Raw genomic sequence first — 25310 nt, forward strand, 5'->3', positions numbered from 1 at the left:
TCATCATGGCAGAATTTAAACTCCCAGCCAATTCCACAATAAAAAAAGGCAAACACTACCCAGCCCCAGCCGGTGCGACCAACGTCAAGACATTCAAAATCTACCGTTGGGACCCGGGTGATGGCGAAAACCCACGTACCGACACCTATGAAATCGATCTAGATGATTGTGGGCCAATGGTGCTTGATGCACTGATTAAAATCAAAAATGAAATTGACAGCACCCTGACCTTCCGTCGCTCTTGCCGTGAAGGCATCTGCGGTTCGTGCGCAATGAACATTGACGGCACCAACACGCTTGCGTGCACCAAGGCCATTGATGACGTTAAAAAAGGCGTCAACATCTACCCATTGCCGCACATGCATATCGTCAAAGACCTCGTGCCTGACCTGACCCACTTCTACGCCCAGCACGCCTCAATCAAGCCGTGGTTGCAAACCGAAACCCCGGCACCTGAGCGCGAACGCCTGCAAAGTGAAGAAGAGCGCGCCAAGCTTGACGGACTTTACGAGTGCATCCTCTGCGCCTGCTGCTCGACTTCGTGCCCAAGCTACTGGTGGAATGGTGACAAATATCTCGGCCCTGCCATCCTACTGCAAGCCAACCGTTGGATTCAGGACAGCCGCGATGAAGCGACTGCCGAGCGTCTGGACTTCTTGGAAGACAGCTTCAAGCTCTACCGCTGCCACACCATCATGAACTGTACCAATACTTGCCCGAAAGGCCTGAACCCGGCAAAAGCCATTGCTGAAATCAAGCAAAAGCTGGTCGAGCGTCAAGTGTAATATTGTGCACAGGCACAAAAAAGGCGGGCAATGCCCGCCTTTTTTATTGCTTGAAACAATTATTCGCGAATCAACTTGTATAACGCTGGGGTGAATTTTAAACCTTCAACCGGACGAACACCCTGCTCTTTCAAATACTGCTTCATATTTTCTGACGCAGTCATAAAGTCTTGCGGTGATGCCCAAACAGCGACATTAATCAGCTCAAAAGTCGCATCATCTTTCAGAGACTGATGCAGCTTGGTTGAAATATAGCCGGGCTGTGTCTTCAAGAAATCACGGCAAATTTCCCAAAATGCGATCGATTCATCCAGCTTGTCGGCCGGTACTTCAAAAGGGTTAATCAGTACAACTTCTGTCGCATTCACTTGCTCTGCTTGAGTGTCCATCTTTTCTCCTGACTGTGCATAACTATTCGCAGCCACTAAAGAGCAAACAAACCCAAGTGACAGCATCAATGTTTTTAAAGTGTTTTTCACTATTTTCTCCACATATTATTCGATAAATGAACGATTAGTATAACGCTTGTAGCTTCGATAAAACTAAAGCTTTAGCCTCAAAAAGTGGATTAATTTGGTAACCAGTTGTCATTAATAAACATTATTTTTCCTCTTTTGCCCTACTTAAATGACCAGCAATACAACATTTCCGCTCTACTTTCTTCCCCTAACGCTACTTTTTATATGCAGCAAAAGCCAATCTCTTTCGTAAATGAATTAGACTACCCGTTTTAATTATCAGGATTGAACATGAGCACTATTGATAAACACAGCGTCGTCAGCTTTCACTACACTTTACGTGATGACGAAGGCAACATCCTCGACCAATCCGAGCAGCACCCGCTGACTTACCTCCACGGCAACGGCGCCATCATTCCCGGCCTTGAAAAGGCACTCGACGGCAAAGCAGTTGGTGATCAATTCACCATCACCATCGAGCCTCAAGATGCTTATGGCGAGCACCATGCAGATGGCGTCAACACCGTACCGCGTGAGCAGTTTAAAGGCGTTGATAAAATCGAGCCGGGCATGCAGTTTGAAGCGAACTCAGGTGAGCAAACCATGCTGGTCACCGTTACCGAAGTCAACGACGACACCGTCACCATCGATGCCAACCACCCTCTCGCTGGCAAACGCCTGACTTTCGACATTAACGTCACCGAAGTACGCAATGCCACAGCCGAAGAAATCAGCCATGGCCACGTCCACGGTGCTGGTGGCGTACATCACTAGCAGCCCTAGCTTACTGATTCATGCTGCGGACGTTAGCCGTATTACAATACAAAAGCAGCAACACAATCCGCTATATTTAGTATTGTAGCCAACTGCCTGAAATCTTTCGGCTATGCGTCAGCCGGTATTAACACTTGTTGGAGGCATACTGCATAGCGTATCACTCAACACATATCAATCATTACTAGCTTTATACACAGACAAGCATAGCCTAGAGATCATACACAATCACTCCATGCCAATTATATAAAGTGGGCCATCAGCATTAGTTATCAGTAGGTAATGCCAAAAAGGCTGGTCTTTGCAACATATGTTACAAAGACCAGCCTCAATTATGATCCTTCTACCAGATAAATCTTTTAGAATTAAAATGTTTTCGTAAATTCGAGGAATACATTATTCCCATCGTTGCTATAGAATGGATGATTGCTATCAACCTTCTTATATTGCCATGTCAGGCGTGGTGTCACATCCCAAATATGCCAGTCGCGGTTCCAAACACTCAAGCTGAGACTATAGTCAGTACTCTTTTGCTTGATGGCAAAGAAATCCATTCCATCATAATATTTCCTACCCAATCCAACAGAGGCTCTCGTAGAAATACCCTTACCCCACTCTTGGCCCCAGCCAAGACGGCCTCCTATGCGTCGATAAGACTGACTTGGAATGTCATTCTTACGCTTGCTTCCATCAAGGCCTGCAAAGAAGTATTGACGTGGATTGCGTGCGTAAAGGATCGTATTAGAAAGCAAATAATCGTTACCACTTGAAGCTTTTCTAGCGTCACGATAAATAAGCTTGGAAGCTTCAAGAGCACCCTGATAACGCAAGTTTGGTGATAACCATTGCGACAGCTCTGTTCTCACCCCTATGCTTTTATTATTGAAGTCGAAACCATGATTATCTTCATCTGAATCAACATACCAACGATAGGCAAAGAATGGCGTAACTGACACTTCTGTTATCGCATTGGAATAACCACCACCTATTCCAATACGGGTGGATAAATCATTATAGGACTTGTTGTCAAAATAGAGTGACCCATATACGCCCAAATCTATTTTGGCAAACAATCCATTATCAAATTGATAGCGCTTATCTGCACCGAAATTAAACTCAAGCCCTTTACCACTCTCAGGCTCTTGCAGGGAGCTTACCACCGCACCATTCGGGTAAACGATCTTGGTGCCTTTTTTAGGAGAATCATTGATATTCTTATCGTAAATATAAGAAGCACCAAAACTGAAGCTCCATTCATTTTGCTTTGAGATCGCTTCTAGAAATTGATCAATTATTTTATAGTAGGATTCGTTAAGATCCTGATTGCTACGCAGCTTTTCGAGTTCACTTTTTGCTGCTTGAAACTGCCTGTCGTAAAACAAAGCTATCGCCAATTGCAGGCGAACGCCAGCCTGATCCGGCAAAGCAGAGGTAATCTTGCGGTAAAGAGAAACAGCATCATTGGTCCTCCCTTCCGATAGGGCAATAATCGCTTCGCCCCAATCAATTAATGAATCATCACGGTTTTCAACTTCATAATACAGCTTCAGCTTTTCTTTTAATCCAGCTGCATCTGAGCGTAAGATCATCTCTGCAAGTTCTTCTTCCAAAGAAGAAACCGAGGTAGCTGAGAGAGCATCACCATTCTGTAAATCGGGGATAGCAATAGCCTTACTCTGAATATTTCTGGAATCTCTTTGAATCAAATCCTGATCAGGAACCACAAGCTTTTGATCCCTTTCTAGCGCGGCATCATCACCAAGTTGCTGTGCGTATATAGGTAACGCACAAAAAACAGAGATAGGAGCCAGAAAATAAATCGCTTTAAACATTAAATAATACCTTTTTTCACTCTTAAAATTGAGATTTTAAATCAATAAGAACATTCCTGGACACAAAATACGTGCTTGAATATAAATACACCACTTTTCTAATAGAGCAGCTTACCACCGCGCATTGTCGCATTTAAACTATCTTGCATAGGTTACAGAACTTTATATCCATTTTAGCAAACAGATTGATGGAAGCTGACCACAGAACAAACTGTAGATTCATCATTCCCTGAAAGCAGCAGAATAAAAAGTAGAAAAAATATCAAGCAGCTTTAATTTGTTTTCACCGAAGAACTTCAGCTATCGTAGCAGAAATTCAATCTATTTATATAGAGAATGCTGCCCAAAAAGCAAACGAAGTTTTAAACTGCATATAAAAATAAAGCGGCCACATAAGTGACCGCTTTATTACTAAAGGCTAGAATTAAGCCAAAAGTTTTGACTTAGTCAAGGTTAGAAACATCACCAACGTCAAGGTTGTCTAAGCCTTTGACTGGATCTGCATCGCGCTTAGCACCGAAGACACCGCCCCAGACATCGCCTTTAGCGCCAAACTTCTCTTGCCATGTGGTAGAGTTGATAGATCCACCTAACTCAGCAGCTTTTTCGCCGAAGAATGAAGCACGAAGGTCAGCTTTGTCTGATTTGTCGTAAATACGAGTAGCTTCACCCAATACGGTGTTACCGTGAATGTTACCTTCAAATTCAACCAAAGTATCTGTAACACTTGTCAAAGAATCATTCTTCTTCCAAACGTTATAAATATTACCTTTAACGTTGGCATTAGCCAGGTCAACAGTTGCAGTTACGAAGTTACCCAGAGCGTGAGAACCAGCACCTACACCGATTGCTGTAGGAACGTCTTGCTTGCCTTTGCCACCGTGGTAGCTGTTGTCGATACCGTACATCAGAGCGTGGCCATTATAAACAACCTTACGGTCGCCAAGGTCTTTAGCCAGTTTTTCCATTTCTTCAACAGTAGTTGCATCAGCACCACGGTAGAAGTAAGTATCAACGGCTTTTTCATCACCTTTTCTCAGGAATGGAGCACGAACATACTGTACTTCGCTAGTTTCTTCGTAATCCGCAATTGGATCCAAGTTACCAGTGACACGGCCATACTGTACCAATTCCAAAGTTTGTGGTACTGCAGCCAAGTTTGCTACAGCCTTCAAGGTACTTGCTTGTAGTTTTTCAGTAGCATTTTGACCACTAGTGCTAACTTTACCTACATTCGTTCCAGCAACGAAAGTTGTAGCACCTTTGTAGCTGTTGTAATAGTCAGGCGTACTTTGCGCATCAGTGTTGTAATAACGACCAAAGATGCGAGTAGATGAACGAGAATTCTCTTCAAGACCTTGGAATGTCTTCTTCTCGACAGGATTATTGGTAGCATCGTATGATTCTTTTGAATCTTTCAGACCTGGATAGTTAACACCAACCAGACCAATGGCTTCAGGGCCTTCGGCAGCGCCACTTTTTACTTTCTCCATCGCTTCTTCAGAAGTTGGCACCAAGTCACCAAAGACGTTCTGTTGGCCTAGCCAATTATTATCAAAGCGTAAAGAAACAAGTCCTAAACCGTAGTTTGGATCATCTTTAATCTTCTTCTCAAGATCTTTCAAGACTTTCTTGTAAGCTTCTGCTTCTTTCAAGATTTCTTTTTGCTCAATGCTCTTATTTGTCACAGCTTTCAGTTCTGTAATTTGATCATCTAAGTTACCGATAAGAGTGGTCAAATCAGTTTCTGTAACTGGAATGTCTGCCGCACTAGAACCAGTAGCTTTAGTTTGATCAAGCAGGTTAACGTTGAGATTATTCTGCGTCTGCAGAGACTGGTCACCATTGATATTATCTGCATCTTCACGAGGTTGACCCAAGTATTGAATTACCTTGATTTTGCCGTCTTTAAGCAAACGTGCACGAACGATGTTTGTGAACTTAGGGTTTTGGCTATCTGCATCTACACCAAGAATTGAAGTTGCTGAAGTGCTTTCATCCTTGTTAGCAAGACGGTCAAACAGTGACTTTTCATCACGAATGTATTGCAATGTACCTTGGCTAGGCTCTTTTTTGAAGTTCAGCTTGCCTACTACGCCAGTCTGTGATGGATCAACGATTTCCTGAGAAACTTCACCTGGAGTTTCAGTTTCAGGAATAACAACAGGAGTTTCAGGCTTAGGTGCTTGCTTTTCAGGAGTAGTCTGGTCATTGTTGCTGCTGCCGCCACATGCCGCAAGAGAGATTGCAGCAAAAATAGCGATAGATAAGTTCGAAAGTTTCATATATATGTTCCTATTCAATTGATGAATTCATAGCCATCTTGAATGACTGTCAGTAAGTCTAGCTTAGTTGTCCAGTCTGTGCAAGTCTTAAACAGGTTTTTTGTGGTTTTTTTACAAAAATCTATAGTTAATTACATTTTGATGTACAGGTTTATTTGACCTGCGGACTTATTATATCACCTAAATACGCCAATACTGTCGTTTTTTTGCAACAATTTTTTTGTATCAAAATTGCTACACTTAGGGCACTAAGCTCATCATCCATCTTTTATTAGTTATTATTTCTCTTAACTCTTTACTTATAATTCTAATATTATTGTCATTTTGGGAATGAGATTGGTTTCTATAGCTAAATTATCTTTCACATTCTTCCAGCTAAGCATCTGGATGACGAACGGCAAATCGTAATAGCAAGGCACATAGATTTTACAAATACCATAATCAAGCCCTACATAATATGTTTACAGCGCCGAACTTCTTCATAGCAATTAGCTATACCACCCTTCTAAAGGCAATAAATAATGCTTTGACATAGACCTTAAATACACAAGCAGAGAACCTAGCACCACCCACACGAGAACTACTATATATAGGGACTATCAAATGACATTAACCTAATAAGTCACCCTAACTGTACAAAGACCACATTCGCTCATAAGGTGTCATAACACACCTATTTAATTAATCTGATTATTCAATGGATAAAAGACTGCAATATCACTGCTCTTCCAATATGTAGACGATACATGCTCCCGGTCAGGGTAAGTACGTTTATAATGCATTTTCCAATGTATAGGACATCATCATGACTGCAAGACTCAAATGGCTGTGCCGCCGAGGCATGAAAGAGCTCGATATGCTCGTTGAAGGTTATCTGATCAACGACTACCCCAACGCTAGCCCTGAGCGACAGGCGGCCTTTGCCAAGCTGCTTGAATATCAGGACCCGCTAATCCTCGATTTACTGTTTGAGCGCACCCAAGATGAAGATGCTGAAGTGCAGGCGTTGATTGACGAACTCAAGGTCAAAAATACCAGCAAGTAAACTGATTCATGAACACTTTTAGCGTCAGCGAACTGAATCGGCAAGTCCGCGCCGAACTCGAAACCACGTTTGGCGATGTGTGGGTCGAGGGTGAAATATCCAACCTCGCACGCCCAGCCTCCGGTCACCTCTATTTCAGCCTCAAGGACAACAACGCACAAATCAGTTGCGCGCTATTCAAAGGCAGTCGCTACGGGCTCAAAATCCCAATGCGCGATATAGAAAATGGTATCGCCGTGCGTGCGCACGGCCGGGTCAGCCTCTATGAGCCACGCGGCAACTACCAGCTCATTGTCGATCAAATCGAACCCGCCGGGCTTGGTGCACTTGAGCAAGCATTTAAGGCACGGCAAGCTGAGCTTGCTGCTGAAGGACTGTTCGACATGGCGCACAAGCAAGCCATTCCCGAGCACCCGCGCACCATTGGCCTGATTACTTCAGCAAGTGGTGTAGCGGTTCACGACGCCCTGACCACGCTCAAGCGCCGTCATCCGCTGATGCCGGTGATTATTTATCCAAGTATGGTGCAAGGTGAAGGTGCGCCAGCACAGCTCATCGCGCAAATCAAAGCCGCCAATCGCCGCGCAGAATGTGATTTACTGTTGCTCATTCGCGGTGGTGGCAGCCTAGAAGACTTATGGGCATTCAACGACCCGCAATTGGTGCGCGAAATTGTCGCCAGCCGTATTCCAATCATCAGTGGTATCGGCCATGAAGTGGACGTGACCCTTGCAGACCTCGCCGCTGACCTACGCGCCCCTACCCCAACCGCAGCCGCCGAACAAGCTGTACCAGCGCTCAGTGATACTATCCGCCACCTTGCGCAACACCTTGAACAAATCGAGCAGCGTGTAGCGCGCCATCTCATGCACACTCGCCAGCATCTGGGCAACCTCGAACACCGCTTACAGCTGCAAAACCCCGTTCGCCAGCTACAAACCCACAGTCAGCGCTGTGACGAACTCGCGCAACGGCTCAGTCACGCCATGCAGCGCCGCATCAGTTTGCAACGCAATACACTTTCCTCCCTCAGCCAACGCCTGAGCATTGCTCCTGTACAACGCCGCGTTCAGCGCGAACGCCAAGCCGTGCAAAACCTCGAACAACGCCTAGGTCGAGCCATGACAGCCAAGCAGCAACACAGCCGTGAACGCCTTGTGTACCTGATGCAAAGCCTGCACAATCTCAGCCCACTGAATATTCTCGGGCGTGGCTATGCGATGGCATTTGATGATCAACAGCAGGTTATCCGCAGCAGCCAGGACGTCCCGCCCGGTGCACGCATCCACGTCCATCTTGGTGAAGGTAAACTGCACTGCGATGTGGTTCGCCGCAGCAAGAAATAGCTTCTTCTAGCCAAGAGGAAATGATGACATGATGAACCTCTTTCAAATTGACGATCCGCGCTTAACGCCCAATAGCGGCTATGATCCGATTACCTATGCACTCGTCACAGCTCCCGAAGCGTGGGTATTCGCTCACCCAGACACCAGCAGCGCTCGCCAAACCCAATACACTTTTGGCGAACCACTGCGCATCTTCGCTGAGCAAAACGGCTGGTTATATGCACAAAGCCTGCGTGATGACTATTGTGGTTGGCTACTGGCCTCTCAAGTGCGGCAATCTACGCAGCTGCCAACCACGCAAAGCCACGCTACACGCTACGCAGCCCCAATAACCACCAGCGCGACACTCAAAGGCGAACCGGTATGCATGTTGCCACCTGATGCTACATTTACGCCTGATGACGAACAAGGCGATTACCTGCATATTCCCAACCTCGGTTGGCTACATAAAAATCACACCATGCGCGGTGATGAGATCATCAATCCAGTCACTACCGCACGCGAACTATTGGGCAAAAGTTACGTCTGGGGTGGGCGTAGTGTCGCCGGGCTTGACTGCTCGGCACTGGCGCAGCTCTGCTACCGCCGCGCAGGGCGCAATATCCCGCGCGATGCCGACTTACAAGCACAATACTTACGCAACCACCACCAAACTATCGGCCTTGATGAAGTGCAAGCTGAAGACCTTATTTTTATTCCCGGTCACGTCATGCTCGCCATTGATCCAAATACCGTCATCCACGCCAGTGGCCACCACATGCTGGTCGTCAAAGAACCTCTACAGCCGGCACTCGAACGCTACCAACAATCTCTCAAAGAGCGCTACCAAATCAGCATCCACCGCTGGTCATAAACAATAAAAAAGGCCGCGATGATCGCGGCCTTTTTATCAGGGTTTGCTCACAAAATTAACCGTAGTGCGCCTCACCCATGTTGCGCTTGTGTCTGCCTTCCTGAATCATAGTCAGCAACAAAAGGACGCAAGCAAGGATACTGCCGCCAATCATGACGTAGAAACCACTATCCCAGCTGTAGTGCTCAACCGTCCAGCCAATCACGGCACTGGCCGCAACTGATCCACCAAGGTAGCCAAACAAGCCGGTGAACCCAGCGGCGGTGCCAGCGGCTTTCTTCGGCGCCAGCTCAAGCGCGTGCAAGCCGATCAGCATCACAGGGCCGTAAATCAGGAAGCCAACCACAACCATCATCGTCATCGCCATATTTTGCGATGTTGATTGCCAATAAGCATAGACGGCAATAGTAACTGCAATCATGAATACCAAGCCCGTCAGGCCACGGTTACTCTTGAACACTTTATCCGACATCCAGCCACACAGCAGCGTGCCCGGAATAGCCGCAATTTCATAAAGTGCGTAAGCAGTGGAAGATTTATCGATATTGAAGTGGCGAACTTCGCTCAAATAGGTCGGTGCCCAATCGAGGATGCCGTAGCGGATTAGGTAAACAAATACGTTTGCTACTGCGATGTACCACAGCAGTTTGTTCTTAAAGACATACTGAACAAAGATTTCTTTCGCCGTCAGTTCCTGCTCGGATTTAACCTTGTCATAGCCCTCAGGGTAATCGTCTTTATACTCTTCAATCGGTGGCAAGCCACATGATTGCGGCGTGTCTTTCATCACAAAGTAAATGATGATTGCAGCGACAACTGCAGCAATACCCGGATAGTACAGCGCTTGCTGCCAGACGTCTTTTTGCTCAACCGCATCGCGAACGATATTGTGTTGGCTCGCGTAAATAGTCGATGCCAAAATCAGCAATAATGCCGGAACAGCGCCACCGAAGTTGTGCGCAGTATTCCACACGGAAACAATCGTACCGCGTTCTTTTTTCGACCACCAATGCACCATAGTGCGGCCACAAGGCGGCCAACCCATGCCCTGTACCCAGCCATTGATGAACAGCAGAATAAACATGATGGTTACGCTACTCGTCGCCCAAGGGAACAGCCCCATCAGGATCATCACGATACCGGAAAGCACCAAGCCCAAAGGCAAAAATACCTTCGGATTCGAGCGGTCGGATACAGCACCCATCAGAAATTTTGAAATTCCGTAGGCAATTGAAATTGAAGACAGTGCATAACCCAATTCCGCTTTGGTGTATAAGCCCGCATCAATCATACCCGGCATAGCCAGAGAAAAATTCTTGCGTACAAAATAATACGCAGCATAGCCAAAGAAAATGCCAATGAACACCTGCCAACGCAAGCGCCGATAGGTAGGATCAATCTGTTCTTCGGGCAAACGTGGCTTATGCGCTGCCGGCTTCAAAAATCCGATCATATATGCTCTCCATCACTTTTATAAAACAGGGAGCCAATTCAACATCGGCTCCCGCGTGCAAAATTTGCGCGCGGATTGTAACAAATAAATAATACTTGTGTAATATTACCGAAACATTACTATGGTAGCGAATTTCCCTCAGAAAAATCAGTAGCTACTGCTCAATCAGATAAAGCATCGACATGTATAGAAAAAAAACAATCTAAAATGGATAACTTATTATATTTACTGATTATCCACTTTTGATTATCATGCGCCCAACCAAAAAGAAGAGCGGAATTAGCCATGCAAAGAAACGAGCAAATAGCACGAATTAAACAAATAGAAGAACAAGATGTTTTGATTATTGGGGGTGGCGCAACTGGATTGGGCATTGCCGTCGACGCAGCCAACCGCGGATTCAAGACCGTGCTATTTGAGCGTGCTGACTTTGCCAAAGGCACATCCAGCCGTAGCACCAAGCTGGTTCATGGTGGCGTACGTTATCTCGCTCAGGGTGATGTCGCGCTGGTTCGCGAAGCACTGCGTGAACGTGGTCGCCTCGCAAAAAATGCCCCGCACCTGTTCAAAACAGAAGCATTTATCATCCCCGGTGAGAAATGGTGGACTGCGCCCTACTACACCTTTGGCCTGTGGCTCTACGACCGCCTATCCGGCAAACTCGGTATTGGCCGCACGCGCTACCTCGCACAAGACAAAGCCAAAGCACAGCTCAAAGGCGTCAAAGCAGACAAGCTGCGCAACGGTGTATGCTATTACGATGGCCAATTTGACGATGCCCGACTCGCCATCAACCTCGCGCAAACCGCCGTTGAACAAGGCGCAACGCTGGCAAACTACTGTGCAGTTACCGGGTTGGAAAAAGATGATAGCGGCAAAGTCTGCGGCGTTACGGTGCAAGACACCCTGAACGGCGATACATTTACCGTCAAAGCACGCTGCATCATCAATGCGACCGGCGTCTTTGCCAACGAAATAAATGATATGGACGATCCAAACCACAAAGAAGGCATCGTCCCCAGCCAAGGTATCCACCTCGTGCTTGACCGCGAATTCCTACCCAACGATGCTGCACTGATGGTACCTAAGACCTCTGACGGCCGCGTACTCTTTGCCGTGCCGTGGCACGGTAAACTCGTCGTCGGTACAACCGATACCCTCGTTGAACACGCTGAATACGAACCGCGCCCACTTGAGCAGGAAATCGATTTTATCCTGCAAACCGCTACCGACTATTTCACCAAAGCACCAACCCGTGCTGACGTACGCAGTGTCTTTGTTGGTCTGCGCCCACTCGCAGCACCAAAAGAAGGCAGTAAGAGTACCAAAGAAGTCTCACGCAGCCATAAAGTCAGTATTAACCCATCGAATTTGGTCAATATCATTGGCGGCAAATGGACGACCTACCGTCAAATGGCGGAAGACACACTCGACGCAGCAATCAAAGCCAACATCCTGCCACACAAACCCTGTGGAACGACCGAACTCCCCATCCACGGCCACCACAGTGCGGACATGGGCAATCATCTCGGCTATTACGGCTCTGACCGTGCGGCAATCGAAGCGCTGGCACAGCAAGACAGCAAAGCTGGTGAGCAAATCCATCCGCAATATCCGTATCTCTACGCTGAAGTCTTGTGGGCAGTACGCGAAGAAATGGCGCAAACATTGGAAGACGTCCTCGCGCGCCGTATTCGCCTGCTGTTCCTTGACGCACAAGCCGCAGATGAAGCAGCCGAAAACGTCGCACGCTATATGGCGCAAGAATTGGGCAAAGACGATACATGGGCCAGCGAGCAAGCCGCGACGTTCCGCGAACTTTGCCAACAATACCGTTTACAGTAATTTATTTCTTAACCATAAAACAAAACGGCGTCCATGAAAGACGCCGTTTTGCTATGCCTGCAATAAGTTCAGGAAAACACCACCGTCTTCTTGCCATTGAGCAAGACACGGTGTTCACAGTGATATTGCAGCGCACGGGCAAGCACCAAACGCTCAATATCATGGCCAATTTCAGTCAGCTTTGCTGCACTCATGTTGTGGGTAACGCGCGCGACATCCTGCTCGATAATCGGACCTTCATCGAGATCAGTGGTTACATAATGCGCTGTCGCACCAATCAGCTTCACACCTTTGGCATGTGCCTGATGATACGGACGAGCACCCTTGAAGCTGGGCAAAAATGAATGGTGAATATTAATTGCACGGCCAGTTAAAAACTCGCATAGATCTTCGGACAAAATCTGCATATAGCGCGCCAGCACCACCAGATCAACATTATGATCAACTACAGCTTGCTTGAGTTTTGCTTCCTGCGCAGCGCGATTATCATCATCGCGATTGGCCAAAGGCCAGTGGTAATACGGCAAACCATGTCCTTCACACACTTCACGAAATGTATCGTGGTTACTGCCAACCGCAACAATCTCGATTGGCAGTGAGCCAGACTGCCAGCGGAACAGCAAATCATTCAGGCAATGCCCCGCCTTTGATACCATCAGCATCACTCTCGTTTTGTCGGTCACGCGGTGCCATTCAGATTGCATTTCCCATTGGCTCGCCACTGCGGACCATTCTTTTTCCAGCTCATCGAAAGAGGATGTAGCGGCCGATGCATCCATTTTCACACGCATGAAAAAGTGATTGGTTTCCTCATCACCGTATTGTGCTGAAGTGAGAATATTGATCCCACGATCAGCGAGGAAACCAGACACTGCATGAACGATTCCCGGTCGATCAGGGCATGACAAAGTCAGGATATAAATCGCATTTTCTTGCATCTTGTTCTTCTTTATATATGAATGAAACCGCGCACATCATACGCCAGCAGCCCACGCAGATAAAAATTTTTCACAAATTAATTGACAACCAGTTTCCATGATGTAAACTGGTTGTCAAATTACACAACAGGACAAGCCAATCATGGCACAACCTTCCAAACAAATAGGCGACATCGTGTTATCTTTATTCAGACTCAACGGGCTATTGCTCGCTTGGGGCGACCACTTTGCCAGTAGCGCCGGGCTGACCTCGGCTCGCTGGCAGGTACTTGGCGCACTCAGCCTGGCTGATGACCCGATGACAGCCCCACAAATTGCCGAGCGCATGGGCGTGACCCGCCAAGGTGTGCAAAAACAGCTCAACCTGTTGCTTGACGACGGTTGCGTTGAAAAGCGTGCCAATCGCATGCACAAGCGCTCGCCGCTGTATGTACTGACCGACAAAGGCGAAGCCTTGTTCCAGCGCATCAGTAACCTTTGGGACAACCACGCCGCAGAATGGGCCAAAACCCTGACTACCGAGCAGCTTGACCAAACTCAAAATACACTAAACCAATTAACCAACATCATCAATGAGGAAAACCACCATGAAAAGACAAACCATTCGTAACATCCACGTCGGCGCCGCCGTACTTGCCACCCTTGGTATCGCTACCTTTTGGCTTTCAACCATCACCGCAGAATTGTTCATGAGCCATGACAGTATTGCCACCGTCAAAATGCTGATTTGCTGCGCCATGTTTATTTTCATACCAACCATGGCCATCACTGGCGCGACCGGCATGAAAATGGGTGCAAAAAGCCCACACCCAAACATCGTGCGCAAGCGTAAGCGCATGCCGATCATTGCCTTGAATGGTCTGCTCGTATTGCTGCCCTGCGCCATTTACCTGAACCATCTTGCCAGTGCCGGGCAATTCACCACTACGTTCTACGTCGTGCAAATTATCGAAATTATTGCCGGTGCAACCAACCTGACCATGATGATACTCAGCATGCGTGACGGCATCACCCTGCACCGCCGTCCGAAAAAACGCAAACCAGCAATGGCATAAATACACACAAGGGCTGCCACAGAGCAGCCCTGTTATTTACACAAAACAATAATATAACATTCATCATAAGGCTTGATTATGTCCGCAGACACCCGCACCAAACTCTCTACTACCACCATCATCCTGCACTGGATTACCGGTATTGGCATCATATTCATGATGGCATTTGGTATTTATATGAGTCAAAACGAATTATTTGACCTCTACCCGATACACAAGGCCGTCGGCGTTGCTCTTTTTGCCCTGATTTTGCTGCGCCTGTTTTGGCGTATGCGCCAAGGATTTTTCCTGCAACACGTCGGTAACTATCACAAATGGGAAACTATACTGTCCAGAATCATCTTGCTGGTATTGCTGATCGGTATGGTGCTGTTCCCGATTTCCGGCATCGTCATGGCAAATGCCAGCGGCGTTGCTGCAACCATTGGCCAAGGCATCCACAAAGCACTGCTACCCATTATGGCTCTGGCCATAATCATCCATATCGTGGGTGCATACAAGCATCACCTGATCGATAAAGACGGCACCATGCGCCGTATGCTTGGCCGAAGAATTAACGACACTGGAGCCCTCTGATAGTTAAAAAATGCCCCCAGCAATTGGGGGCATTTTATGCATCATAATATATGCAAATTTCAGCATAACCCATCTATACAAAAATCTTTGTTCGTCATTTAATGACAACAGCCTCCAAGCAGCACGCACAAAAACTGAACACTCACCCATTTTGCGTGCGTCTTTTTATGATCAAATATACCTTGTCACTATAGTAGCCATAGCAAAACGGTCACAACTTCACCGAATGATTAGGAATTAAATTCAATGCTTACGTCACTAAACCACATCACGCTTGCAGTGCAAAATCTGGAGGTCTCTTTAACATTTTATACAGAGATTTTAGGATTCAAGCCGAGTGTGCGTTGGGACAACGGCGCTTACCTGCATTTGGGCAGTTTATGGCTTTGTCTTTCAGTAGATGCTGTATCACCACGGTCAGACTACACGCACATCGCGTTCACCATAGAAAAGAGTAACTTTGAGACTTTCGCGGAGAAGTTAAAACAATATCAAGTGCCAATATGGAAGCAAAATAAAAGCGAGGGAGACTCGATATACTTTCTTGATCCTGATCAGCACAAGTTGGAGGCTCATGTCGACAATTTACAGTCTCGGTTATCAGCACTGCATGATCACCCTTACGCCGGGCTTCAGTGGTTAAGTTAATCTAATAACAATCTCTGCAAACAGGCTGGTAGCTAAAAATCAGACGCTACTTTATTTTTAATAGTCCTCTTCTTTATGGCTCACTCAAACCATACTGAAGCCGGTTTCTTTCCATTAAAAACAGCACAGCGGACGATAGTCGACAACCATCGTCCGCTGTGCTGCAAGTAAAAATCAATCAGCTGCGCTTTTTCGTATCTGCCCATACGCAGATATTGGCGAGTAATGCACCACTGATGTTGTGCCATACGCTGAATAACGCACTCGGCAATGCCGCCAATGGTGAGAAATGCGCCGATGCCAGTGCTGCGCCCAAACCACTGTTCTGCATCCCGACTTCAACCATAATCGCACGCTGCTGCGCGAGGCCAAAGCCGCAGACCTTGCCGAGTGCAAAGCCACAGGCGTAACCAAGCAGGTTGTGCAGAACGACCACACCGAAAATCAACGCACCACTTTCAGCAATCTTGGCCTGTGACAATGCGACCACAATTGCAATAATCAGCACAATACCACCAACCGACACCAGCGGCAGAACCTCAATAGCAGGCTTAACCTTGTCGCCCAGCAAACGGTGCACAATCAAACCAGCAGAAATAGGCAACAAGACGATCTTGGCAATCGACCACATCATCGCCGCCAGAGGCACATCAATCAGCGTACCGGCATACAGCTCCAACAACAGCGGAGTGACAATTGGCGCAAGCACGGTTGAAAACGAGGTGATGGTGACGCTCAGTGCGACGTCCCCACGCGACAGGAACGTAATTACATTGCTCGACGTACCCCCGGGGCAGCAGCCGACCAGAATAACCCCTACGGCAACCATCGGATCAAGCGCAAACACTTTGGTTAACAGCAGCGCAAGCAGTGGCATAATCAAAAACTGCGCCGCAATACCAACGATGACCTGCACTGGACGTTTGGCAATTTCGGCAAAGTCTTTCACATCCAGCGTCAAACCCATACCGAACATAATCAAGCCCAGCGCAGGAACAATCCAGCCTTTTAACCCGACAAACCACTGCGGGAAAAAGAACCCCACGACTGCGAACAATATTGCCCACAGCGCAAATGTACGCCCAACCCAAGCGGAAAACCGCGCCAAACCTTGCATAATGCCACCTTACTGATTAATGAGAAACAATTAATACTATGCCTCTGCATAGCTTAATGCAACACTTCCGTGCCCACCGCCTGATGCGTATAATCCGCATTTTTGCACCACCAACCATCTATGCCCAACACGCCGCAAACCCTGATTTACCTGCTCGACATGATCGGCATCTTTGCCTGCAGTGTCGCGGCTAGCGTACTCGCAAAACGTGTGCGGCTGGATGTCTCGGGGGCAATCATGGTTGCTGTAGCAGGCGCAATCGGCGGCGGTACAATGCGTGACCTACTCATCAACCGCCACCCCATTTTTTGGCTCACGGACCTCAACTACCTCATCCTGATTACCGCTACCGCGATTATCACGCAAATTTTCTATCATCAGTTCGAGCGCCTTGACCACCCCTTGCGCTGGTTCGACGCTATCGGCCTCGCTGCATTTTCCATCATTGGCTTTAATGCCGCAGCCGAACAGGGCATGAATGCTGCAATTATCGTCCTAATGGGCGTCATTACCGCCGTCATGGGCGGCATCATGCGCGACATCATCTGCCGTGAAATTCCACTCGTTTTGCGCCGGGAGATTTACATATCTGCAGCCATAGCAGGCGGACTGTGTTGGCTAGCCATGAATCATCTCGGCCTGCCAAGCTGGCTGCGCGACCTCGCCAGTATGCTCATTATCATTGCCATCCGCATGATCTCGTTCTATCGTGATTGGCATCTACCCGATTTAACCAAACAACCAAAGAGAGAAAAACCATGAACTACAGCGAACTCAACCCACTCACCTACGACATCGTTTCCGTGCAATCGCAAGTCATCTACGGTACGGTCGGCAACTGTGCTGCCATGCCTACCTTGCGCGACCTCGGTCAACGCGCCATCGCTGTACCAACCGTCTTACTCAGTAATACCCCGTTCTACGCCAGCAACGCCGGCGGCATTATCAGCGATGAGTGGTTCAGCGGTTATTTGCGCGATGTCGATGCGCGTGACGCCATCCCTGAACTCAAAGCAATCATCAGTGGCTACCTCGGCGCACCGTCACAAGCACACATCCTGCACGATTGGATCGTCGAACAGCGCGGCAAACATCCAGATCTGATCGCCTGCATTGATCCAGTGATGGGCGATAGCGACAGCGGCCTCTACGTTGACCCTAACCTCGCTGCTGCTTACCGCGACAAACTCATCCATGCCGCCAACATCCTCACCCCGAACCACTTTGAAGTTGAATACCTTACCGGCGGAGACAAACTCGAAGGTACCGATGCACTCATCAAAGGTGCACGCAGCCTGCTGCACGATAACCTGCGCGCCATCGTCGTCACCAGCGCAAACCTTGACGATACGCCAGAAAACAGCATCAGTATCTTGATCGTCACAGCCGACAGCGCCGAGCACTTCCATCATGAGCGCATCGACTGCAACGTCAAAGGCTCAGGCGACACTTTCAACGCCACCCTCGCCACTGGCCTCATTCAAGGCAAGCCACTGCTCGATGCTGCCAAACACGCTGCTGAGTACGTCGTCAACGCCATGCGTGAAACTGCCAAAGGCAACTACGGCGAGCTTTTACTGCCTTAATAAACTGATAATCAGACGTTTCAAAGAGCCATGCTATAATTGAGCGCTTGCCAAATTTTAACGAGAGCGCAATGAAACGTCGTCAATTCGTCATTACCGGTGCAGCTGGGCTACTGGCTGCACCCAAACTGTTTGCCGCTGATGAAGCAGCCCCTGCGGCCGTAGCCACGCATAACTTTGACGCTGTGCGCGAGATTGCACGCCATCAGGCAACTCGTGTCGACAACCCAATAAAAATGCCTCTTGGCGGCCCATTTGCCAACCTCAACTACGATCAGTATCGCGGCATCCGCTTCCGCAAAGAGCGCAACCCATTGGCTGACAACAGCGGCTTCAGTATTGACTTGCTGCCGCCCGGCTTACTCTACGAACAGCCAGTTGATATTTATCTAGTACGCGACGGGATTGCTGAGCCGGTCACTTTCGATCCAACTGCATTCGACTTCCAGTCCAATCTTTTTGCTGACCGCAGCCTTGATGTCCCTGAAGAGGAACGTCGCAAAATGGGCTGGTCGGGCTTTCGTATCCGCTACCCAATCAATACACCTGACATCAGTGATGAAATTGCCGTCTTCCAAGGCGCGAGCTATTTCCGCGCCATCGCACGCGATACCTTATACGGTCTTTCCGCGCGTGGCCTGGCAATAAAAACAGGGAACCCTAAAGGTGAGGAATTCCCGCGCTTCACCCGCTTTTGGATTCACCAGCCCCCAGCTGGCTCACGTACTATTCGCGTTGAAGCCCTGCTTGAAAGTGATTCACTGACCGGTGCGTATAGCTTTGATATCACACCCGGTGCTGAAACCGTCTTCGTGGTCAATTGCAGCTTATTCCCACGACGTGTTATTGAAGACTACGGCATTGCACCACTGACCTCGATGTACTATTTCAGCCCGGCACAGCGTGCACAAATCAACGACTACCGCGAAGCCGTTCACGATAGCGAAGGCATCGCCATGCTCACCGGTCGGGATGTGCGCTTGTGGCGCCCTCTCTCAAACCCGCCACGCCTGCAGTTTTCCGCCTTTCAGGACAACAACCCCAAGGGCTTTGGCCTCATTCAGCGCAGCCGCAATTTTTCCGACTACGAAGACGGCGAAGCACGCTACGAAGACCGCCCATCAGCATGGGTTGTACCACGTGGCGAGTGGGGAAAAGGCAACGTGTCACTAATTGAAATACCGGTCAATGATGAGTTTAACGACAACATCGTCAGCTTCTGGAAGCCAGACGCCAAACTCGAAGCTGGCGTGCAAAAAGACTTCGCCTATGACCTGATTTGGTCAGCAGCAGGCCCATCATTTTCACGCCGTGCGCGGATCGTCTCGACCCGTTCAGGCCGTTCAGTCAATGATCCTGACAACATTACCTTTACCATCGACTTTGCACCTATTACCCGCCAGCAATTTCTCGATCCTGACAAAATCCGCCTGGACGTCAACGCGAGCCAAGGAGAAATCATCTCCTCATACCTGACCTCGCTACCAGATAGCGGCCTGCTTCGTGCCAGCTTTGACTTCCGCCCCGGAGATGCCAAGCTCGCCGAGCTACAACTCGTCATCCACGAGAGTGACAAGCAAATCGCAGAAAACTGGCTCTATCGCTGGATCGCCAAATAATGACAAATAAACTGCAATACGACGCCGCACTTCCACCGGAAGCGCCACTAGAGATGCCCATTCAGTCGCTGCGCAAAGCCAAGCGTGCCCCCAGGCTCGCTTGGTCATGGCGCACTTTTTTTGCGCGCATCATTGCCTTTGGCGGCGCTATTGCACTCGGCACGCTGGGTAGCTGGCAACTCTATGAAGCCTTTGGCAGCGAAGCCAATAGCTTGCAGTATGCCTTGCTCGGGTTATTCGCCCTGACCTTCTACTGGATTGCCTTCTCAACCACGGCCGCACTTGCCGGGTTATTGCCGGCACGCAAGCCTAAAAACAGCCCGGAACATCCTGCGGACAGCAAAATAGCACTGGTCATGCCCGTTTATGGTGAAGATCCGGCGATGACCGGCTCCGCACTGCTTGCCATGAGCAAACAACTTGCAGAGACGAACACCGGCCAACGCTTCGAGCTATTCATCATCTCTGACACACAAAATATCGACGCATGGGCCGCCGAAGCCGCGGCATTTGCTATCTTACGGCGCGAATCGCCATTACCGGTGTGGTATCGCCGCCGCCCCAAGAACACCGCGCGTAAAGTGGGCAACGTCGAGGACTTCGTCAAACGCTGGGGTGCACGCTACGAATACATGGTCATGCTAGATGCTGACAGCATCATGGATGCAGCCACCCTCACCCGCATGGCCGAACGCATTGATGCCTCACCTCGGCTCGGGCTGCTGCAAACTATGCCACGCTTGGTCGGTGGTGACTCCTTACTTGCCCGCACCATTCAGTTTGCCGGCGCATTATATGGGCCAATCGTTGCGCGCGGGGTCGATGCGTGGCAGGGGCAAGACGGCAACTACTGGGGGCACAACGCCATCATCCGTACCCGTGCCTTTGCCGAAAGCTGCGGCCTGCCCAAGCTCCGCGGCCGTCGCCCAATAGGTGGGCATATCATGAGCCACGATTTCGTCGAAGCAGCACTGCTGCGCCGTGCTGGCTGGGGCGTACGCATGGACGGCGACTTGCACGGCAGCTACGAAGGCATTCCACCTACGCTTGGTGACCTCGCGGGTCGTGAGCGCCGCTGGGCGCAAGGCAACCTACAGCACCTAGGCGTCATCGCAGCCAAAGGCTTACGCTGGCCAAATCGCGTCCATTTCCTGATCGGGATTTTTAGCTATCTGATGAGCCCAATCTGGCTCGCGATGCTTCTTGTCGGTGGCCTGCTTACCGCACAAACCCTGCTCATCCCGACGGAATACTTCACCTCGCGTTACCAGCTCTTCCCGGACTGGCCTACTTTTGACGCTGAGCGTATGCGCCTATTGTTTTTCGCAGCCCTCGGCTTACTACTATTACCCAAATTCCTCGGCCTGCTACGCGGACTGCTTCTACCGCGTGTCGCGCGTAGCTTTGGTGGCTACCTTGCACTCATTACCAGCTTCATCAGTGAGTTATTTATCTCGGCACTCTATGCGCCGTTAATGATGCTGATGCAAACCCATCACGTCTTCGACATCATCTTTGGTCGCGATTCCGGCTGGGCAACGCAAAGCCGTAATGCAACCGTTATGCCTTGGCGCGAAGCCTTCCGCCGCAGCTGGCTGCACTTATTTGCTGGCTGGGTTCCACTCATTCTGCTGATATTTCTTGCTCCAGATCAAATCATTTGGTTATCACCGGTACTTGCCGGGCTATGCCTCTCGCCATTACTGACCCGCCACAGCGGTAATACTCGCTTAGGCAAAGCATTGGCGCGCGGCCGAATTTTGCTAATCCCGGAAGAAACCAACCCACCAGCAGTCATCAATGAAGCTGACCAATACCGGCCACTATTTGCCAAAGCAGCCTCTTTGACCTTTGCCCAACTCATCAATGACAGCAGCGCAATCAATGCTCATATTGACAGCCTGCCCACACCATATGGCGAAGGCCGTGACGAACGCTTACTCGCCATCACAGCACATGCAAAAATCGACGCTGCACGAGATATTGAGCAAGCGCTTGACTACCTCAACCGCGATGAAATTATGTATGTGGCCGGTCACCCGGATTCACTACGCTACCTGCACACAAAAGCCAACCCGCTCGGCCTCGCCTGAGCGGATACGGCAATATCACTAATGCTTTAGCGCCGCACGGCGCTTTTGCAAAATCTCTACTGACATATAAATTTGTCGGTTTACGCATATTTTTGTAAGCTAACCTAAAATATATCGTTAAATTATCAGTACGATTTATAGGTTAAATCACTCTATCAATATCGTCGCTTGACCTTTCATCCATAACCACAAGGAAGCCTCTCGTGAAAAGAAGAAACCTCATCAAAGCCGGTAGTGTTAGCGCACTTGCTATGGGTGCTGCTGGAGCCGCACGCGCTGAAGAAAAGCAATACAACTGGAAAATGGTCATGTCGTGGCCAAAGAAATTCCCCGGCCTCGGCACCGGTGCGCAATGGTTTGCAGACGAACTCAAGCGCGTCACCAACGGCCAGATCAATATCACCATCTACGGCGGTGGCGAACTCGTTCCGGCGCTGGAAGTATTTAATGCCGTCAGCGACGGCACTGCCGAGCTCGGTCATGGTACAGGTTATTACTGGAAAGGTACTGTACCTGAAGCTGAAATTTTCACATCCGTACCCTTTGGGCTTACCCCTTTGGACTACACCTCATGGTATGAAATGCACGGCGGCCACGACCTACATACCGAACTTTACAAACCATTCAATGTTGTCCCAATGTTGGCCGGCAATACCGACTATCAAATGGGCGGCTGGTTCAACAAGGAAATTAATTCCCTGGAAGATTTCCAAGGATTGAAAATCCGTATGCCAGGCATTGGCGGTGAAGTACTCAAGCGCGTCGGCGCAACCCCGGTTACCATGCCCGGCAGTGAGATTTTCACCTCGATGCAAAATGGCGTCATTGATGCTGCTGACTGGGTAGGGCCGTGGAACGATCTCGCTTTCGGTCTCTATAAAGCAGCAAAATATTATTATGGCGGCTGGAACGAACCGAGTGCCGGAGTCGAACTCCTGATCAATGGCGATGCTTGGAACAGCCTGCCGGAACACCTGCAAGCCCAAGTTAAAAGCGTCTCGCAGGCGGCAACCATGTTTATGATCAATGAATACCGCGTCAACAATGCCCAAGCATTACAAACGCTGGTCGATAAACACGGTGTAGACGTCCGCTTCATGAGCGACGACATCATGCGTGAGCTGAAGAAACTCACCGCAGACTACATGGATGAATACGCGGCTCAAAGCGATATTGCCAAGCGCATTGCCGACTCATATCGCGCCTATTCTGCATTGCAAGACAAAGGCTCAGCCAACGAGCGCCATATCCTGCAATACCGCACTCTGTAACCAATCCTCATACAGCCGCAAGTGCTTCAAGCCTTGCGGCTTTTTTAGGCACTATAGCCCATTCGATTGACTATCTAACTCTTCAAAAAAAATAGATTATCGGTGCTTTACTGATCGGTATCAGCACAGCTAGCATCACCTATATCCATAAGTATGGCTTCACCGAAGAGATACCCTCGCACTCAACTGGCCTCTATATCACATTGAGATCAAGCTCCATTGTGATACGCAACTGCTGCAGCGAAGAAGCGCTTATCACCGCCTACTTCAGCTCGAATCCTTTTCAGAAGACGATACCGCACTAGAGCTTACTGAAGACTGCCAGATTTCGACCTCACAGCCAGTATTTGATGATGTTGTGATTGGTAACAGAAGGTTTCAAGTGCCACCACATCCCAAGGTCAACTGAAATTGAACTTTGTTTGGATACCGTGGCTTGAGTAATTAAAAAATGGGTAATAAAAAACTTCACTTTTATTAAGTTATGGTTATAATCTTACTTGTCTACTTACCCCATAGGAGTTCGATAATGAAAAAATCTCTGCTTGCTCTCGCGATCAGCACCATGATGCCTGCTGCATTTGCCGCCGACACCATCACCATTGCCCTTGCTGGCCCAACCACTGGTCCGGTCACGCAATATGGCACCATGCAAAATACCGGAGCAAAAATGGCGATTGAACAAATCAACGCCAATGGCGGTATGAACGGTCAACAAATCGAATACAAAATTTACGACGATGCTTGTGAGCCAAAGCAAGCCGTTTCAGTTGCCAACCAAATCGTTAATGACGGTATCCAGTACGTTATCGGCCACCTCTGCTCATCATCTACGCTGCCAGCAGCAGAAATTTATGACGAAGAAGGCATCGTCATGGTTACGCCAGCTGCAACTGCGCCAGAGCTGACTGAAAAAGGCTACACCACTATTTTCCGCACCATCGGTACCGACGCACAAAGCGCCCCGACCAGTGCCAACTACATCGTTGACGTTTTAAAGCCTAAACGCATTGCCCTGTTGCACGACAAACAGCAGTACGGCCAAGGACTCGCTGAAGGCGTGGAGAAAGTACTTAAGGAAAAAGGTGTTGAGCCGGTTATTATGGAAGGCGTGAGCAAGGGTCAAACTGACTTCGCTGCACTGATCACCAAGCTCAAGTCTGAAAATGTCGACTTCGTCTATTGGGGCGGCTACCACCCTGAGCTCGGCCTGATCATCCGCCAAGGTAACGACCAAGGCTTCAACCCAACTTACATGGGTGCAGACGGTATCGATAACCCTGACTTGTTCGCTATTGCTGGTGAAGCAGCCAATGGCATCCTCGCGACTGTACCTAAGAACTTCGCAGAAGATCCAAACAATGCCGAGCTGGTTGAAGCATTTAAAGCCAAAGGCGACGATGTTAGCGGCCCATTCGTACTCCCAGGCTACACTGCAGTACAAGTTATTGTTGATGCGGCCAACGAAGTTGGTAGTAACGACGATAGCGAAGCCGTTGCTGATGCAATCCGCGCTGGCACGTTCAACACCCCAATCGGTGAAATCAGCTATCAGGAAAATGGCAACCTGAAAGACTTCCAGTCAGTTATCTATGAGCTGAATGCTGACGGCAGCCGTAAGCTGGTCACTGGCGAATAAGCCATCATTACCACGGCGGCATGGTTTCCATGTCGCCGTTTTTTTGACTGTATAGCCAAGTGATTTTAAATTTCATATCAATACGATACCGT

At 48.9% G+C, this 25310-nt stretch carries 22 protein-coding genes; 16 read left to right on the plus strand and 6 right to left on the minus strand.

All coding sequences use genetic code 11. The annotated features are described in order from the left end of the window. Positions 1–5 precede the first annotated feature (5 nt). Positions 6–785: a succinate dehydrogenase iron-sulfur subunit gene (locus KRX19_09990; protein ID MBV7435355.1), complete on the plus strand. Its 780-nt coding sequence runs from the start codon at positions 6–8 to the stop codon at positions 783–785. A 59-nt stretch (positions 786–844) separates the two neighbouring features. Here the strand turns inward: KRX19_09990 and KRX19_09995 are convergent, their stop codons facing one another. Next, positions 845–1174, minus strand: coding sequence for an antibiotic biosynthesis monooxygenase (locus tag KRX19_09995; GenBank protein MBV7435356.1), 330 nt, complete (start codon positions 1172–1174; stop codon positions 845–847). Positions 1175–1534: 360 nt separating this feature from the next. On the opposite strand from KRX19_09995, the gene KRX19_10000 reads away from it, so the two are divergent. After that, a complete protein-coding gene (locus tag KRX19_10000) occupies positions 1535–2017 on the plus strand; it encodes a peptidylprolyl isomerase (protein MBV7435357.1) in 483 nt (160 codons plus the stop codon). Positions 2018–2382: 365 nt separating this feature from the next. Here KRX19_10000 and KRX19_10005 read toward each other — a convergent pair whose 3' ends face one another. Together KRX19_10005 and KRX19_10010 are read right to left on the minus strand one after the other, a co-directional pair. Then, positions 2383–3849, minus strand: a complete 1467-nt coding sequence (locus KRX19_10005; protein ID MBV7435358.1) for a DUF560 domain-containing protein — start codon at positions 3847–3849, stop codon at positions 2383–2385. A gap of 443 nt (positions 3850–4292) precedes the next feature. After that, positions 4293–6134, minus strand: coding sequence for a transferrin-binding protein-like solute binding protein (locus tag KRX19_10010; protein MBV7435359.1), 1842 nt, complete (start codon positions 6132–6134; stop codon positions 4293–4295). 805 nt (positions 6135–6939) lie between these two features. On the opposite strand from KRX19_10010, the gene KRX19_10015 reads away from it, so the two are divergent. Genes KRX19_10015 through KRX19_10025 form a run of 3 tightly spaced genes read left to right on the plus strand, consistent with a single transcriptional unit; the run spans position 6940 to position 9378 of the window. After that, a complete protein-coding gene (locus tag KRX19_10015; GenBank protein ID MBV7435360.1) occupies positions 6940–7179 on the plus strand; it encodes a succinate dehydrogenase assembly factor 2 in 240 nt (79 codons plus the stop codon). 8 nt (positions 7180–7187) lie between these two features. Further along, on the plus strand, positions 7188–8525 hold the full coding sequence (gene xseA / locus KRX19_10020) for an exodeoxyribonuclease VII large subunit (GenBank protein ID MBV7435361.1): 1338 nt from the start codon (positions 7188–7190) through the stop codon (positions 8523–8525). A gap of 28 nt (positions 8526–8553) precedes the next feature. Further along, positions 8554–9378 (plus strand): C40 family peptidase, encoded by an 825-nt coding sequence (locus KRX19_10025; GenBank protein MBV7435362.1) that lies wholly within the window; start codon positions 8554–8556, stop codon positions 9376–9378. 55 nt (positions 9379–9433) lie between these two features. On the opposite strand, the gene glpT is transcribed toward KRX19_10025, so the two are convergent. Beyond that, positions 9434–10831, minus strand: a complete 1398-nt coding sequence (gene glpT / locus KRX19_10030; GenBank protein MBV7435363.1) for a glycerol-3-phosphate transporter — start codon at positions 10829–10831, stop codon at positions 9434–9436. Positions 10832–11116: 285 nt separating this feature from the next. Between glpT and KRX19_10035 the strand changes: the two genes are divergently transcribed. Then, complete coding sequence (locus tag KRX19_10035; protein MBV7435364.1) at positions 11117–12676, plus strand: glycerol-3-phosphate dehydrogenase/oxidase; 1560 nt, start codon at positions 11117–11119, stop codon at positions 12674–12676. A 68-nt stretch (positions 12677–12744) separates the two neighbouring features. Here KRX19_10035 and purU read toward each other — a convergent pair whose 3' ends face one another. Continuing rightward, positions 12745–13614 carry a formyltetrahydrofolate deformylase gene (gene purU, locus KRX19_10040; GenBank protein MBV7435365.1) on the minus strand — a complete coding sequence of 290 codons (870 nt, stop codon included), beginning with the start codon at positions 13612–13614 and terminating at the stop codon, positions 12745–12747. Positions 13615–13756: 142 nt separating this feature from the next. Here purU and KRX19_10045 point away from each other — a divergent pair, with 142 nt between their 5' ends. The 4 genes from KRX19_10045 (at position 13757) to fos (ending at position 15893) form a co-directional block, all read left to right on the plus strand. Beyond that, positions 13757–14224, plus strand: coding sequence for a MarR family transcriptional regulator (locus tag KRX19_10045; protein MBV7435366.1), 468 nt, complete (start codon positions 13757–13759; stop codon positions 14222–14224). Then, a complete protein-coding gene (locus KRX19_10050) occupies positions 14202–14669 on the plus strand; it encodes a hypothetical protein (protein MBV7435367.1) in 468 nt (155 codons plus the stop codon). Before KRX19_10045 ends, KRX19_10050 begins: the two co-directional genes overlap by 23 nt. Before the next feature lie 78 nt (positions 14670–14747). Next, positions 14748–15245, plus strand: a complete 498-nt coding sequence (locus KRX19_10055) for a cytochrome b/b6 domain-containing protein (protein ID MBV7435368.1) — start codon at positions 14748–14750, stop codon at positions 15243–15245. A gap of 246 nt (positions 15246–15491) precedes the next feature. Next, positions 15492–15893 carry a fosfomycin resistance glutathione transferase gene (gene fos / locus KRX19_10060; GenBank protein ID MBV7435369.1) on the plus strand — a complete coding sequence of 134 codons (402 nt, stop codon included), beginning with the start codon at positions 15492–15494 and terminating at the stop codon, positions 15891–15893. Positions 15894–16071: 178 nt separating this feature from the next. Here the strand turns inward: fos and KRX19_10065 are convergent, their stop codons facing one another. Further along, on the minus strand, positions 16072–17010 hold the full coding sequence (locus tag KRX19_10065) for a bile acid:sodium symporter family protein (protein MBV7435370.1): 939 nt from the start codon (positions 17008–17010) through the stop codon (positions 16072–16074). A 120-nt stretch (positions 17011–17130) separates the two neighbouring features. Between KRX19_10065 and KRX19_10070 the strand changes: the two genes are divergently transcribed. The 6 genes from KRX19_10070 to KRX19_10095 all read left to right on the plus strand — a co-directional run bounded on the left by KRX19_10070 (position 17131) and on the right by KRX19_10095 (position 25218). Continuing rightward, entirely contained in the window at positions 17131–17772 is a 642-nt protein-coding gene (locus KRX19_10070) for a trimeric intracellular cation channel family protein (protein MBV7435371.1), read from the plus strand. Beyond that, a complete protein-coding gene (gene pdxY / locus KRX19_10075; GenBank protein ID MBV7435372.1) occupies positions 17769–18596 on the plus strand; it encodes a pyridoxal kinase in 828 nt (275 codons plus the stop codon). The genes KRX19_10070 and pdxY overlap by 4 nt, the downstream gene beginning before the upstream one ends. Before the next feature lie 71 nt (positions 18597–18667). Further along, on the plus strand, positions 18668–20215 hold the full coding sequence (locus KRX19_10080; protein ID MBV7435373.1) for a glucan biosynthesis protein G: 1548 nt from the start codon (positions 18668–18670) through the stop codon (positions 20213–20215). Further along, positions 20215–22308: a glucans biosynthesis glucosyltransferase MdoH gene (gene mdoH, locus KRX19_10085; protein ID MBV7435374.1), complete on the plus strand. Its 2094-nt coding sequence runs from the start codon at positions 20215–20217 to the stop codon at positions 22306–22308. Before KRX19_10080 ends, mdoH begins: the two co-directional genes overlap by 1 nt. A 203-nt stretch (positions 22309–22511) precedes the next feature. After that, the gene (locus KRX19_10090) at positions 22512–23579 is read left to right on the plus strand and encodes a TRAP transporter substrate-binding protein (GenBank protein MBV7435375.1); all 1068 of its coding nucleotides are present in this window, start codon (positions 22512–22514) and stop codon (positions 23577–23579) included. A 529-nt stretch (positions 23580–24108) separates the two neighbouring features. Next, entirely contained in the window at positions 24109–25218 is a 1110-nt protein-coding gene (locus KRX19_10095; protein ID MBV7435376.1) for a high-affinity branched-chain amino acid ABC transporter substrate-binding protein, read from the plus strand. Positions 25219–25310: the final 92 nt, after the last annotated feature.

Source organism: Cardiobacteriaceae bacterium TAE3-ERU3 (genome assembly GCA_019218315.1).
Classification (GTDB): Bacteria; Pseudomonadota; Gammaproteobacteria; order Cardiobacteriales; family Cardiobacteriaceae; genus JAHUUI01.